Consider the following 13,539-nt stretch of genomic DNA (forward strand, 5'->3'; position numbering starts at 1 on the left):
TGCAGCCCCCATCCGCTCCAGCCTCTACCCAGCCCAGGAATGGACAAATGATCGGTTCAGAAACAATTAATGACTACCTCGGCAGGCTTGCCGCCCGGAAGCCCACCCCCGGCGGCGGCGCTGCCGCAGCGCTCCACGCGGCACAGGGTGCGGCCCTGGTGGCGATGGTGGCGCGCTTCAGCACCGGCGGCAAATATGAGCAGCACGCCGAGACGACGTCCAGAATCATTGCCGCCGCCGACCAGCTCGTCGGTGAGACGCTGGGGCTGGCCGACGCCGATGAAGCCGCCTTCAAAGCTGTGATCGCCTCGTACAAGCTGCCCGCCGAAAGCGACGCTGAGCGTGAGGCGCGCGCAGCCGCCATCGACGACGCGCTTGGCCAGGCCGCCGAACCGCCGGCCCGGCTGATCAAGCTGTCGGCCGCCGTCGTGGATCTCGCAGCCGAACTTCTGGATATTGCGAACCCGAATGTCATCAGCGACATTGCCGCCGCAGCCGACGCGGCCCGGGCAGCAGCGACCACGGCCCGGGTCAACATCGACATCAACGTCGTCGCCATCAAGGACGCCCAGGTGCGCGCAGCACTGGCTGAACAAACTGACGGACTCGAAGAAAAAGTCGTGCTGGCAGCTGACTCCCTCTCACGCCAGGTACGGGAAAGGATCCTCCGATGACGGCATCCCTGCTCTCCGGCAAGCCCCTCGCCAAACTGATCCAGCAGCAGGCCCGGACCGAAGCCAAAGTCCTCGCCGACGAGGGCACCTGCCCAACCCTCGCCGTCGTGGTTGCGACCGAGGACAGCTCAACGCACTGGTACGTGCGCTCCATCGAGCGCGCCGCCGAAGCCGCTGGGATCAACTGCAGGATTATCGACGTCGGCCATGACGCGACCGAACAGGTGCTCATCGCCGTGTTGAAGGACCTCAGTGCAGAGCCTTCCGTCAACGGCATCATCCTGCAGACTCCCCTGCCTCCGGGCGTCAGAACCCAGGAGCTGGTGAAGTACATCGCCCCGGAAAAGGACATCGACGGCGCGAACCCGCTGAGCCTCGGGCTTCTCGCCGTCGGGGAACGTGCCTTTGCCCCGGCCACGGCACGCGCCGTGGTGGAAATCCTGGACCACTTCGAGATTCCGGTGGCCGGCCGCAACGTGGTGGTCGTGGGCCGTTCCACGGTCGTCGGCAAGCCGCTCTCCCTGCTGCTGCTGCAGAAGGACGCCACCACAACCGTCTGCCACTCGAAGTCCGGCCCCCTCGGGACATACACCAGGACGGCCGACGTCGTGGTTGTTGCGGCGGGCCGCACCGGGCTGCTCACCGGGGCGGATGTTTCGGAACATTCAGTGGTCATCGATGTGGGAACCAACGTGCTCTCCGATGGTTCGCTCACCGGCGACGTCGACGAAGCCAGCGTCCGTCCGGTCGCTGCCGCGCTGACACCGGTCCCTGGCGGCGTGGGCTCAGTCACCACCGCACTGCTCCTTCTCCACACCGCCGAGGCGGCGCGCGAACAGTCACGCGCAACCCGCGCGCCTGTGCTCACGCGGTAACCGGGGGCACTGATGGCACGCAGCACCGCGCCGCAGCCCACCGGCACCAAGGTCGTGGCGGACTGGACGGCGCTCATGCCAGGCGACTTCGTCACCGTACTGGAGTCGTACACGGTTCCCTATAGCGGCTGGATCGACGACCTGACCGAGGACGGCAGCATCATCTGGCTGGTTCGCGCCTTCGGGGGCGGCCGTCGCATGTTCTTCCGCGAGAACGGCGACATCATCACGGTCGAAGCTCCCTAGGCAGCGCACGTCCGCACTGCCGCCACAGATCCAAAGGAAGATCCAATGGCCTCGAAAGCCCCCCGCAACAACATCGACGAGTCAAAGCTGACCGTCAGCAAACCCAAAACCAAGGCCGTGGGCATCCCCGCGGTGACGAACGCGCTGAAAATCTCCCTGGAGCAGATGGGTCCGCTGCGCAGCGTCCAGACCCTGATGGCAATCAACCAGGTAGACGGCTTCGACTGCATGGGCTGCGCCTGGCCGGAACATGAGAAGCGCAATGCCGCGGAATTCTGCGAGAACGGCGCAAAAGCCGTGGCGGAGGAGGCCACCCGCCGCCGCGTCAGCCCGGAGTTTTTCGCCCGGCATTCCGTTGCGGACCTGAAGACCCGTGATGACTACTGGCTGGGGCAACAGGGACGACTGACCCACCCGATGGTCCTGGATGAGGGTGCAACCCACTACAGGCCCATCGACTGGGACGACGCGCTGGAGCTCGTCGCCCAGGAACTCAGGGACATGGACCACCCCGACCAGAGTGTCTTCTACACGTCCGGCAGGACCTCCAACGAGGCGGCGTTCGTGTATCAGCTCCTCGTCCGCGGCGTGGGCACGAACAACCTGCCGGACTGTTCAAACATGTGCCACGAGTCATCCGGGTCGGCGCTGGTGGAGACCATAGGCATTGGCAAGGGTTCGGTCAGCCTCAAGGATCTGGAGACGGCGTCCCTCATCTTCGTGGCGGGCCAGAACCCGGGAACGAACCACCCGCGCATGCTCAGTGCCTTGGAGAAGGCCAAGAAAAACGGCGCCGCCATCGTCTCCATCAACCCGCTCCCCGAAGCCGGACTCCTTCACTTTGAGAACCCGCAGACCATCGCGGGAACGCTGGTGGGCACGCAGCTGACTGACGACTTCCTGCAGATCCGGGCCGGCGGGGACCAGGCACTCTTCCAGGGCCTCGGGAAATACCTGCTGGACGCGGAACGTGCAGGCAGGAGCACACCTGGCCTGTCCACGGTTTTTGACCACGACTTCATCAGGAGCCATACGGCGGGCCTCGAGTCCTACCTTTCGCAACTCGAACAGGTGCAGTGGGACGACATCGTCGAGGCGACCGGCCTGACCATGGAGCAGATCAACGCCACCGGTGAACGGCTTCTGGCCTCGGGATCCACCATCGTCTGCTGGGCCATGGGCCTGACGCAGCACAAGCACTCAGTTCCCACCCTTCGGGACGTCGTCAATGTCCTGCTCCTGCAGGGCAACATCGGCAGGCCCGGAGCGGGAGTCTGCCCGGTTCGCGGACACTCCAATGTCCAGGGCGACCGGACCATGGGCATCTTCGAACGGATGCCCGAGTCCTTCCACGACCGGCTGGACCAGGAATTCCAGTTCCGTTCACCCCGGGGACACGGCTACGACACCGTCGCCGCGATCCGGGCGATGCGTGACGGCAAGGTCAGGCTGTTCGTGGGCATGGGCGGGAACTTCGTGCGGGCGGCTCCGGACTCGGATGCCACCGAGAAGGCCCTGGCGAATACCCGGCTGACCGTCCAGATCTCGACGAAACTGAACCATTCGCACCTGTCGACAGGAAAGCGCGCCCTGATTCTCCCCACGCTGGGCCGCACGGAGCGGGATACCCAGCGGTCCGGTGACCAAAGGGTCACCGTGGAGGATTCCATGAGCGCCGTTCACGCATCCCGCGGCCGGCTCAAGCCCGCCAGCGAGCACCTGATGTCCGAGGTGGCCATCGTCTGCAACCTCGCGCACAGGGTGTTCACGGACGCTGACGGCCGCGCCCTCCCCGACGCACCGGTGGCCGACTGGCTCGCGCTCCGGGACGACTATTCCTTGGTCCGGAAGCACATCGAGGCTGTCATCGATGGCTTCGAGAATTTCGAGGAGAGAATCCAGCACCCCGGCGGCTTCGTTCTGCCCCACCCACCGCGGGACAGCAGGGAATTCAAGACCCCGTCCGGCAAGGCCCACTTCACTTCCAATGCCCTGGAGTACCTTCGGGTCCCGCCCGGCCGGCTGATCCTGCAGACCCTGCGTTCGCACGACCAGTACAACACCACCATTTATGGAAAGGACGACCGGTACCGCGGAATCCACGGAGGCCGGCGCGTGGTGCTGGTCAGCGAGGCGGACATCGCCGAGCTGGGCTATGCCGACGGCGACATGGTGGACTTGGTCTCGGAGTTCCGGGGCACAGAACGCAGGGCGGAGAACTTCCGCATCGTCAGCTACTCGACGCCGAAGGGCTGCGCAGCCGCCTACTACCCGGAAACCAACGTGCTGGTGCCGCTCGACTCCGTCGCTGACACCAGTGGAACCCCGACGTCCAAATCCGTCGTGGTTAGGCTGGAACCGGCACGAATCGAAACAGCGGGAAATCAGGTGCTTGCAGCCCTTCCGCACTGATATATCTTTACGATATATTTGTAATATCAGTGGCGCCGCTGTGATGCGGAGTCCAGCCCGCGCGTCGCCACGGGCACAAAGCAGTTTCGTTTCCCGTAAACGGTGTTTCGGAGGCCTGAAATACCTGGGGAGGTAAGCGCCGAAGCACCGCTTTCGGGAAACGAACCATCCAACGAGGGGACGGCCAGTGGTAGCTCCAGCCTTGCAAACGGTCGACAGGCCGGGCAAGGATGACGGGCGGCCTGCCCACGGGGAGCTCACGTGGGCGGACGCGCGCCGTCTGGCCTTCGACTGCGCCGGGCCCCTTGGGCCAGAGCGTGTGCCCCTTGGGGAGGCGAACGGCAGAACCTTGGCGGCCGACGTCGTCGCGCTTCAGGAGATGCCCCACTACGCCTCATCCGCCATGGACGGCTGGACCGTCAGTGGCGACGGCCCCTGGGTGTTGACGGAGGCGGGACAGCCCCTCAAAAGCGGAGAGGCAAGCCCCGTAGTCACCGGCGGCGTCATTCCTCCGGGCACCCAGGCGGTGCTCCGGGTGGAGAGCGGACGGTTTGGCACCAACGCAGCCGGCCAGGTCATGCTGATGCTGGGCGAGGGAGCATCCCCCGGCGAACCCCGTCCGGGCCAGCACATCCGCAAGTCGGGCGAGGAAGCGGCAGCCGGCGAGGTGCTGATCCCCGCCGGGACAACCTTGAACCCTGCGCATATCGCGCTGGCCGCCGTCGCCGGATTCGACCAACTGACGGTGCGCGGCAAGCCACTGGTCAAGATGCTGGTTACCGGCTCAGAGGTGGTGGCGGCCAGGCTCCCGGCACCGGGCCAGGTCAGGGATGCCTTCGGGCCCCAGCTCAGCACTGTCATCCAGATGCTTGGCGGCACCCCGGGACCATTGGTCCGGATCGGGGACTCCTACGAGGAATGGCTCACGGCGCTGGGCGCCTCCGAGGCGCCGATGGGGCAGTGGCCCGACGTCCTTGTGACCACCGGCGGCACGGGGCGTTCAGGCGCGGACCATTTCCGAAATGCCGTGCTGGCGCTCGGCGGGCGGCTCCTCATCGACGGCATCGCCATGCGGCCCGGCCATCCCGCGGCCTTGGGCAAACTGCCCAACGGCCGGTTCGTCGTCGGACTTCCCGGCAATCCGCTCGCCGCCCTCATGGCGCTTTTCACCGTTGGCGGCCCGCTGCTGGCTGCCCTCGGCCACCAGCCAATGCCCGGCATCAGCCGGGTGCCGTGCGGCACCTCCATCGACGCACACCGTGCGTCCACCCGGCTCATGCCGTTCCGCTGGGTCCAGGACCTGGCGACTCCCGCCGACTACACAGGCCCCGGAATGATGCGCGGACTGGCCACTGCCGACGGCGTCATGGTGGTTCCGTCCCGCGGCGTCCAGCGCGGTGAGCCGGTTCCGGCTTTTGCGCTCCCGTGGCGCCCGGAGCTGCGGCCGCCGCTGCCCGGCGAATAGGCCTGGGAGGACTGAATGTACTAACCCGGGCGCGCCCCGGGTTTCCCTGCGTCCGGGAAATAAACGTTGTGTTCAGGAGAATGACGCCGGGGTGTCCGCCGCAGTCTAGGATCGAACGTGTGAAGCAGGCGGGATGGTGCAGAGCCTGACCGCTGGTCACAGCGACGACACGGGAGCACCTCTGATGGCTGCAAGAGACGAACCAGGGACCGGCAGGGATCCGGACGCCCAAGGCGGAGGCGTCCAGTCCGTGGACCGCGCCCTCCAGATCCTGGAGATCCTCGCCCGGGACGGACACGCAGGCGTCAGCGATATCGCGGATGAAATGGGGGTCCACAAGTCCACCGTCTCGCGGCTGCTCGGATCGCTGGTGTCCAGGGAGATCGTGCGGCAGAACAACGACCGCGGCAAGTATCAGTTGGGCTTTGGCATCCTGCGGCTGGCCAGCTCCATTCCGGGCCGGCTGAGCCTGGTCCACGAGGCACGTCCCATTCTGGAGAGCCTCGCAGACCACTACAAGGAAACCGTCAACCTCGCCGTCCTGCGGTCCAACTACGCGGTGAACGTGGACCAGGCCATGGGCCCGTCAACGCTGGCAACATCCGACTGGGTGGGCAGCCTCACGCCTCTCCATGCCACCTCCAGCGGCAAGGTACTGCTGGCGGCACTGCCGGCTGAAGAACGCTCCCGGGTCCTCCAGGAGGTGGGCCTTCCGGCCCTCACCCCGCGGACCATCACGGACCGGGACACCTTGGAAAACCAGCTTCTCGACGTCTCCCGCAACGGCTATGCGGTTGTCCACGAGGAATTCGAGACCGGTCTGACCGCGGTTGCCGTGCCCGTCTATAACCACTTCGGGACGGTCATCGGGTCCGTCAGCATCTCCGGCCCCTCATTCCGCTTCGACCCGGAAAACACACCCGGCCTGATCCAGGGCCTCCAGGAGGCCGGCCTGAACATCAGCGGAAAAATTGGCTACACCCACCGGTGATCCCGGCCGCTGGTTGAGCCTGAAACCCGGCGCCGCTGGCTGAGCTTGTCGAAACCCGGCGCCGCTGGTTGAGCCCGTCGAAACCAGATTGAGCCTGCCGAGATGTCGGCAGGCTCAATCAGCGGTCCTTCAGGCTCAGTCAGCGATAGACAGGCTCAGTCAGCGATAGACAGGCTCAATCAGCGGACTAGGACTTTGCGGTCTCCTTGCGCTGCAGGGTTTCGGCCCGCTCCTCCAGCGGCGGGGTGTCCGCGGTGAGGCCCAGCAGGGCTTCTCCGGACAGCTGGACGTCGCCGACCTTTTCCTGGACCCAGTCGTGGAAAGCGCCGATGTGGTGTTCGCTGGGGACGAGCACGCCGCCCTTGGCGTAGGACTTGGAGGCCATGCCCGGCTGGCAGCGCTCGCACGCGTCGAAGTCCTGCATGTTCACGCGGTGGAACAGCTCAACGGAGGCGCTGACGTCCTTGCCGGACTCCACCACGGAGGGCAGGTACAGCCAGTCGCATTCAACGATCGTGTGGTCTGCGGACATCGGGAACATGCGGTGGATGATCACGTGGTCCGGAACCAGGTTCACGAACACGGTCGGCTTGATCGTGATCGCGTAGTAGCGCCGGTCCTGGTCCTCGGCCACGCCCGGGATGACGTCCAGGCCCTCGGAGCCATCCACAGTGAAGCCCTTGATGTCCTCGCCGAACTCCGCGCCGTGGCCCACGAAGTACTGCGCGGCCAGGCCGTCAGCGAACTCCGGCAGGACCTCGGTCAGCTCCGGGTGGATGGTGGCGCAGTGGTAGCACTCCATGAAGTTCTCAATGATGAGCTTCCAGTTGGCCTTCACGTCATAGCGGATCCGGCGGCCCACGGACAGGTTCGCCACGTCGTACCCGTCAATGGCGTGGACGTTGCCCAGGCGTTCCTCGATCGCACCCATCACCTCTTCTTCGAAGGACGGCGGCTCCTCGGCGAGGCACACCCACACGTAGCCCAGGTATTCGCGAATGTGGACCTTGGACAGGCCGTACTCGTCGCGGTCGATGTCGGGCATCTTGGTCAGGTTCGGGGCGGCGATCAGCTTGCCCTCGAAGTCATAGGTCCAGGCGTGGTAAGGGCACTGGAAGTTGCGGGCAGCTTCGCCCTTTTCCTCCATGCACAGCTTCACGCCGCGGTGCCGGCAGACGTTGTAGAAGGCCCGGATCTCACCCTTGCGGGTCCGCGAGATCAGCACGCTTTCCCGGCCTATCTGCACCGTCTGCCACGCCCCGGGCTTGTCCAGGTCCGCGGACCGGATCGCGCAGAACCACATCTGCTCGAAAATACGTTCCTGCTCGGCCCGGAAGATAGCCGGATCCGTGTACAGGTGCCCGCCCAGCGTCGGGATCAGGCTCGGGGTGGATACCTCAACAGACAATTTGTTCTCCTAACAAAACAACACAAACAACACGAATGACAAGAAGAGTGGGGGGCTAAAGCCCCGCGGCGGCGCCGGCAAGGGCGGGTCCGACCGCCGGTGTCAAAACTGAGGGCACGACGGCGGCGGCCGGCTTGGGTGCCGACGGTGCGAGGCTCCTGCGCCACTTGGTGAACAGCCGTGGCTGGTTCATGCCCAGAACGGCGACGGGAACGTCTTCCCGGTAGTAGACGGCCAGCAGGCTATGCTCCGCAGCATCCCCCGCTTCGACGTCCAGGCGGTCGTAACCGGCTGAGTGGCCGGCGAACTGGATCTTCACCCCGTGCTGGTCCGACCAGAAGTACGGCGGCTTGAGCGGCTGCGCCGGGGCGTCGTCATCGAGCAGCGCCTGCACAGCCAGGGCCGCCCGCTCCAGCGCACCCGTCCAGTGCTCCACCCGGCGGTGCCTATCGACGGCGGCGTCAAACCAGGCGGCGCAATCGCCCACTGCCACAATGCCCGGAACGTTGGTGCGCCCCATCGCATCGCACAGCACGCCGCCGTCGACCTCCACGCCGGAACCGGCGAGCCATTCAACGTTCGGCTCCGCACCGATGCCCACCACCACAACGTCGGCGGCGACGAACGTCCCGTCGGCCAGCCGCAGGCCGGTAACGTTTCCCTCGCCTGCGTAGAAGTCCTCAATCACAGCCGAGGAGATGAGCCGGACGCCTTTGGCGGTGTGCAGGCCGCCCACTACCGAGCCCATCTCCATGCCCAGCTGGGCGGCGAACGGTACGGGCTTGGTGTCAACGAGGGTGACGTCCATCCCGCGGGAGGCGGCGGAAGAGGCAACCTCGGCGCCGACGAAGCCTGCCCCGATGACGGCCATCTTGCTTCCTGGCACCAGTTCCGGCGCCAAGCTTTGTGCATCGGCGAGGGTGCGCAGGGAGAAGACGTTGCTCAAGCCGGCGAGGGCCGGCAGCTGGCGGGCCCGTGCACCGGTGGCTATGACAATGCCATCGGCCTGGACAACCTGGCCGTTGGCCAGGCTGACGGTTTTCGAATCAGCGTCCAGGGACACGGCACGTGTACCCAGCAGCCATTCGGCGTCGAGGTCGTCGGTTTCGGTTTCCAGGGACAGGTCCTCCGCCGTCATGGATCCCAGCAGGAAGTCCTTGGAGAGCGGCGGCCTGTCGTACGGACGGTGCTCTTCATCGCCGATGATGACGAGCCGTCCGGTGAAGCCTTGGGCGCGGGCTGCCCGTGCGGCGGAAAGTCCGGCCAGGGAGGCTCCCACGATCGCAAGCGTCTGCATTACTTCACCCTCTTTCTATTGCTATTAGCGCAACAAGAATCGCTATATGCAACAGAGTGATTCATACCACGGTGCCTGTCAAGGGGTTGGTGACTCATTAAAGAAGGAGCGCGTAATTGGGCCCTTAGCCCTTGACAAAACAGTGTGAGCGAAAGCACGCTGTTGCATATTACGACGGCTGTTGAGCTATGCGGAACAAGCCGCCGGGCAGCATCCATATACCTTCCACACAAGAAAAGAGGCCCCCATGCACAAGGCATGCCCGCTCAGCGAACTGGCACCAGGGGAAGCCCTGCGCCTGAACACGGCGCCGCCCATCGCCGTCTTCCACACCGAGGACGGCGAGCTGTTCGCCATCGACGACACCTGTACCCACCAGGACGCCTCGCTGACCGACGGCTGGGTGGAAGGCTGCGAGGTCGAGTGCCCGCTGCACGCCTCCAAGTTCAACCTCCGGACCGGACAGGTTGACGCACCGCCGGCCAAACTCCCCGTCCGCACGCACGAAGTGACCGTTGTGGACGGCGACATCATGGTCATCGAGTCCGAGGATGAGCCGAACCTTCCCCCCGGGCTGACGGTCAACGGCCACGTCTAAGCAAGCCCGTTCCGGTGGCCAAAGCAGCGCGGCTTGGGCCACCTCCGCAACCGCAGCGACGTCTGCACCAACCCAGGAGACAACCCTTGTCCACACTCCTTGAAGGCGCGCCCGCGGTCGCCGCCACCACCGCCGCCAACTCCGGCGCTCCGGCAAAAGCCCGCAATGCCGAATTTGTCCTCACCCTGGCCTGCCCCGAACGGCCCGGCATCGTCCGCGCCATCACCACATTCCTGGCCGACCGCGGCTTCGACATCGTGGAGCACCAGCAGTTCGACGACCACGTCAGCGGCAACCTCTACCTCCGCACCGCCTTTGGTTTCGACAAGCTCAGCCAACGGGACCAGCAGACGGCCGAAAGCCTCAGCGCCGAATTCGCAACCATCGCCGGCGAGTTCGGCATGGACTTCAGCATCCACGACAGCCGCCCGCAGCGGCTGCTGGTCATGGTATCGAAGTTCGGCCACTGCTTGAACGACCTCATCTTCCGGTGGCGGGCCGGCAGCCTGGGTGCGGAGATCGCCGTCGTGGTATCCAACCACGAGGACCTGCGGCCCATGGCCGAGGCGGCCGGGCTGCCCTTCATCCACCTGCCGGTGACGGCAGCCACCAAGCCGGAGGCCGAGGCCCGGCTGCTTGAGCTGGTGGCCGAATACGACGCCGATCTTGTTGTACTGGCCCGCTACATGCAGGTGCTGTCCGACGATCTGTGCAGGCAGCTGCGCGGACGGGCCATCAACATCCACCACTCGTTCCTGCCCGGGTTCAAGGGCGCGAAGCCGTACCACCAGGCCTACGACCGCGGAGTCAAGATGGTCGGCGCCACGGCCCACTATGTCACCGCAGACCTCGATGAAGGTCCCATCATCGAGCAGGAGGTCTTCCGGGTGGACCACGCCCTTGACCCGGACGCACTGGTGACGGTGGGCCGGGACGCGGAGACCCAGGCGCTCTCCCGCGCTGTGAAGTGGCACTGCCAGCACCGCGTCCTGCTCAACAAGACCCGCACCGTCGTATTCCGCTAATTTTCCGCTAACGCGAACCAGGAGAACCACACCCCATGAGCGCATCACCACGCGTCGTTATCATCGGAGCCGGCATCGTCGGCACAAACCTCGCGGACGAGTTGTCCAGCCGCGGTTGGAACGACATCACCGTCGTCGAGCAGGGCCCGCTGGAACTGGCCGGCGGCTCCACGTCGCACGCCCCCGGCCTGGTGTTCCAGAACAACTCATCCAAGACCATGACCGAATTCGCCACGTACACGGTCAACAAGCTGCTCTCCCTGAGCAAGGACGGCCAGTCCTGCTTCAACCAGGTGGGCGGCCTGGAGCTGGCAACCACTCCCGAGCGCCTGGCCGACCTGAAGCGCAAGATGGGTGTGATGACCTCCTGGGGCGTCGAAAGCCGGATTATCGACGCCGATGAATGCGAAAAGATCTACCCGCTGCTGAACACCGGCAAGCTCACCGGCGGCCGCGAGGTCCTGGGCGGCCTGCTCATCCCCACCGACGGGCTGGCCCTGGCTGCCCGTGCCGTGCAGTTGCTGATTGAGCGCTCCCGCGAGCGCGGCGTGGCCTTCCTCGGCTCCACCACAGTCACCGGTATCAGCCAGTGGGGCGGCAAGGTCACCGGCGTCGAGACGTCCTCCGGCGTGGTTCCTGCCGACATCGTGGTGTCCTGCGCGGGTTTCTGGGGCCGTGAGCTCGGCAAACTGGTGGGCCTGGAGGTGCCGCTGCTGCCGCTGGCCCACCAGTACGTCAAGACCACGCCGCTGCCTGAACTCAAGGGCGTGAACGACCTGCCCAATGGCGCCCAGAAGCCCATCCTGCGCTACCAGGACCGCGACCTGTACTTCCGCGAGCACGGCGACCGGATCGGCATCGGCAGCTACGCCCACCGGCCGATGCCGGTGGACATGGAACAGCTGCCCCGCGTCGGCGCGGAGGAAATGTCCGACCACCGGATGCCGTCGCGACTTGATTTCACCCTGGAGGACTTCGCGCCCGCGTGGGAGGACTGCCAGGACCTGCTGCCAGCCCTGCACGCCACCCAGATCGAGGACGGCTTCAACGGTATCTTCTCGTTCACCCCTGACGGCGGCCCGCTGATCGGCGAAGCCCCGGAACTCTCGGGCTTCTTCGTTGCCGAGGCCGTGTGGGTGACGCACTCCGCCGGTGTGGCCAAGGCCGTTGCCGAGCTGCTCACCGAGGGCCGTTCCCGCACCGACCTGCACGGTACCGAGCTCACCCGCTTCGAGAAGGTCCAGACCTCTGACGACTACGTCAGCGAGACCTCGCAGCAGAACTTCGTGGAGATCTACGACATCCTGCACCCGCTGCAGCCCAAGGAATCCCCGCGGGACCTGCGCGTCAGCCCGTTCAACGTCCGGCAGAAGGAACTCGGCGCGTTCTTCCTTGAGTCGGCAGCATGGGAGCGCCCGCACTGGTTCGAGGCCAACCGCGCCCTGCTGGACGAACTGCCGGCTGAATGGCAGGCGCCCGAACGCGAACCCTGGGCCGCGATGTTCTCCTCCCCCATTTCGGCGGCCGAAGCGTGGAAGACGCGTACCGCCGTCGCGCTTTACGACATGACGCCGCTGAAGCGGCTGGCCGTCAACGGACCCGGCGCGCAGGAGCTGCTGCACCGCCTGAGCACCGGGAACATCGCAAAGAAGCCCGGCGCGGTCACCTACTGCCTGCTGCTGGAGCACGACGGCGGCATCCGCAGCGACGTGACCGTCGCCAGGCTCGCGGAGGAAGACTTCCAGCTCGGCGTGAACAGCAACGTCGACTTCGACTACCTGCGCGTGGAGGCCCGGAAGCAGTCGGCCGCCGATCCGGCGCAGTGGGTGCATGTCACCGACATCACCGGCAGCACCTGCTGCATCGGCCTGTGGGGCCCGCTGGCCCGCGAAGTAATCGGCAAGGTCAGCAGCGACGACCTCACCAATGACGGCCTGAAGTACTTCCGCACCAAGGAAATTTCGGTGGGCGGTATCCCCGTCACAGCCATGCGCCTGTCCTACGTGGGCGAACTCGGCTGGGAGCTGTACACCACCGCCGAATACGGCCTCAAGCTCTGGGACCTGCTCTTCGAGGCGGGCCGGGAGCACGGCATCATCGCCGCCGGCCGCGGCGCCTTCAACAGCCTGCGCCTGGAGAAGGGCTACCGGCTCTGGGGCACCGACATGACCACCGAGCACCACCCCTACCAGTCCGGTCTGGGCTTCTCGGTGGCCAAGGACAAGGTGGGTTTTGTCGGGGCCGAGGCTTTGGCGGCCCGGAAGGAACAGCCCGCGGAGAAGGTGCTGCGCTGCCTGACGGTCGACGACGGCACCTCCATCGTGCTGGGCAAGGAACCCGTGTACGTGGGCGGGGTAGCGGCCGGGTACGTCACCAGCGCGGCCTACGGTTACTCGATCCGCAAGCCGATCGCCTACGCCTGGCTCCCCGCCGCGGTTTCCGAGGGTGACGCCGTGGAGATCGAGTACTTCGGCCGCCGCGTTGCCGCCACGGTCAGCGCCGAACCGCTGTTTGACCCGGGCATGGAGCGCCTCCGCGGCTAAGGCCG

11 protein-coding genes are annotated in these 13,539 nt (G+C 65.9%); 9 read left to right on the forward strand and 2 right to left on the reverse strand.

Annotated features, from left to right (window positions below; all coding sequences use genetic code 11):
- Positions 1 to 47 precede the first annotated feature (47 nt).
- The 6 genes from QF036_RS22720 to QF036_RS22745 all read left to right on the forward strand — a co-directional run bounded on the left by QF036_RS22720 (position 48) and on the right by QF036_RS22745 (position 6,663).
- Positions 48 to 674: a cyclodeaminase/cyclohydrolase family protein gene (locus tag QF036_RS22720; protein WP_307105419.1), complete on the forward strand. Its 627-nt coding sequence runs from the start codon at positions 48 to 50 to the stop codon at positions 672 to 674.
- Positions 671 to 1,549, forward strand: a complete 879-nt coding sequence (locus QF036_RS22725; protein WP_307105420.1) for a bifunctional 5,10-methylenetetrahydrofolate dehydrogenase/5,10-methenyltetrahydrofolate cyclohydrolase — start codon at positions 671 to 673, stop codon at positions 1,547 to 1,549. Before QF036_RS22720 ends, QF036_RS22725 begins: the two co-directional genes overlap by 4 nt.
- A gap of 12 nt (positions 1,550 to 1,561) precedes the next feature.
- A complete protein-coding gene (locus QF036_RS22730; protein ID WP_307105421.1) occupies positions 1,562 to 1,795 on the forward strand; it encodes a hypothetical protein in 234 nt (77 codons plus the stop codon).
- 45 nt (positions 1,796 to 1,840) lie between these two features.
- A complete protein-coding gene (locus QF036_RS22735; RefSeq protein WP_307105422.1) occupies positions 1,841 to 4,207 on the forward strand; it encodes an FdhF/YdeP family oxidoreductase in 2,367 nt (788 codons plus the stop codon).
- A 187-nt stretch (positions 4,208 to 4,394) separates the two neighbouring features.
- Complete coding sequence (locus tag QF036_RS22740) at positions 4,395 to 5,672, forward strand: molybdopterin molybdotransferase MoeA (protein WP_307105423.1); 1,278 nt, start codon at positions 4,395 to 4,397, stop codon at positions 5,670 to 5,672.
- A gap of 184 nt (positions 5,673 to 5,856) precedes the next feature.
- The gene (locus tag QF036_RS22745; protein ID WP_307105424.1) at positions 5,857 to 6,663 is read left to right on the forward strand and encodes an IclR family transcriptional regulator; all 807 of its coding nucleotides are present in this window, start codon (positions 5,857 to 5,859) and stop codon (positions 6,661 to 6,663) included.
- A 187-nt stretch (positions 6,664 to 6,850) separates the two neighbouring features.
- Here QF036_RS22745 and QF036_RS22750 read toward each other — a convergent pair whose 3' ends face one another.
- Both QF036_RS22750 and QF036_RS22755 read right to left on the reverse strand, forming a co-directional pair.
- Complete coding sequence (locus QF036_RS22750) at positions 6,851 to 8,071, reverse strand: aromatic ring-hydroxylating oxygenase subunit alpha (RefSeq protein WP_307105425.1); 1,221 nt, start codon at positions 8,069 to 8,071, stop codon at positions 6,851 to 6,853.
- Between the two features lie 55 nt (positions 8,072 to 8,126).
- Entirely contained in the window at positions 8,127 to 9,368 is a 1,242-nt protein-coding gene (locus QF036_RS22755) for an NAD(P)/FAD-dependent oxidoreductase (protein WP_307105426.1), read from the reverse strand.
- A 247-nt stretch (positions 9,369 to 9,615) separates the two neighbouring features.
- Here QF036_RS22755 and QF036_RS22760 point away from each other — a divergent pair, with 247 nt between their 5' ends.
- The 3 genes from QF036_RS22760 to QF036_RS22770 all read left to right on the forward strand — a co-directional run bounded on the left by QF036_RS22760 (position 9,616) and on the right by QF036_RS22770 (position 13,534).
- Positions 9,616 to 9,966 carry a bifunctional 3-phenylpropionate/cinnamic acid dioxygenase ferredoxin subunit gene (locus tag QF036_RS22760; protein ID WP_307105427.1) on the forward strand — a complete coding sequence of 117 codons (351 nt, stop codon included), beginning with the start codon at positions 9,616 to 9,618 and terminating at the stop codon, positions 9,964 to 9,966.
- An 86-nt stretch (positions 9,967 to 10,052) separates the two neighbouring features.
- Positions 10,053 to 10,991 (forward strand): formyltetrahydrofolate deformylase, encoded by a 939-nt coding sequence (gene purU / locus QF036_RS22765; protein WP_307105428.1) that lies wholly within the window; start codon positions 10,053 to 10,055, stop codon positions 10,989 to 10,991.
- 35 nt (positions 10,992 to 11,026) lie between these two features.
- The gene (locus tag QF036_RS22770) at positions 11,027 to 13,534 is read left to right on the forward strand and encodes a GcvT family protein (protein WP_307105429.1); all 2,508 of its coding nucleotides are present in this window, start codon (positions 11,027 to 11,029) and stop codon (positions 13,532 to 13,534) included.
- Positions 13,535 to 13,539 lie beyond the last annotated feature (5 nt).

The sequence above is a fragment of the Arthrobacter globiformis genome (assembly GCF_030817195.1).
Lineage (GTDB): Bacteria > Actinomycetota > Actinomycetes > Actinomycetales > Micrococcaceae > Arthrobacter > Arthrobacter globiformis_D.

Coding starts and splice junctions, on each gene's coding strand:
- QF036_RS22720 (WP_307105419.1), top strand. CDS start 48: ATGATCGGTTCAGAAACAATTAATGACTACCTCGGCAGGCTTGCCGCC.
- QF036_RS22725 (WP_307105420.1), top strand. CDS start 671: ATGACGGCATCCCTGCTCTCCGGCAAGCCCCTCGCCAAACTGATCCAG.
- QF036_RS22730 (WP_307105421.1), top strand. CDS start 1,562: ATGGCACGCAGCACCGCGCCGCAGCCCACCGGCACCAAGGTCGTGGCG.
- QF036_RS22735 (WP_307105422.1), top strand. CDS start 1,841: ATGGCCTCGAAAGCCCCCCGCAACAACATCGACGAGTCAAAGCTGACC.
- QF036_RS22745 (WP_307105424.1), top strand. CDS start 5,857: ATGGCTGCAAGAGACGAACCAGGGACCGGCAGGGATCCGGACGCCCAA.
- QF036_RS22755 (WP_307105426.1), bottom strand. CDS start 9,368: ATGCAGACGCTTGCGATCGTGGGAGCCTCCCTGGCCGGACTTTCCGCC.
- QF036_RS22760 (WP_307105427.1), top strand. CDS start 9,616: ATGCACAAGGCATGCCCGCTCAGCGAACTGGCACCAGGGGAAGCCCTG.
- QF036_RS22770 (WP_307105429.1), top strand. CDS start 11,027: ATGAGCGCATCACCACGCGTCGTTATCATCGGAGCCGGCATCGTCGGC.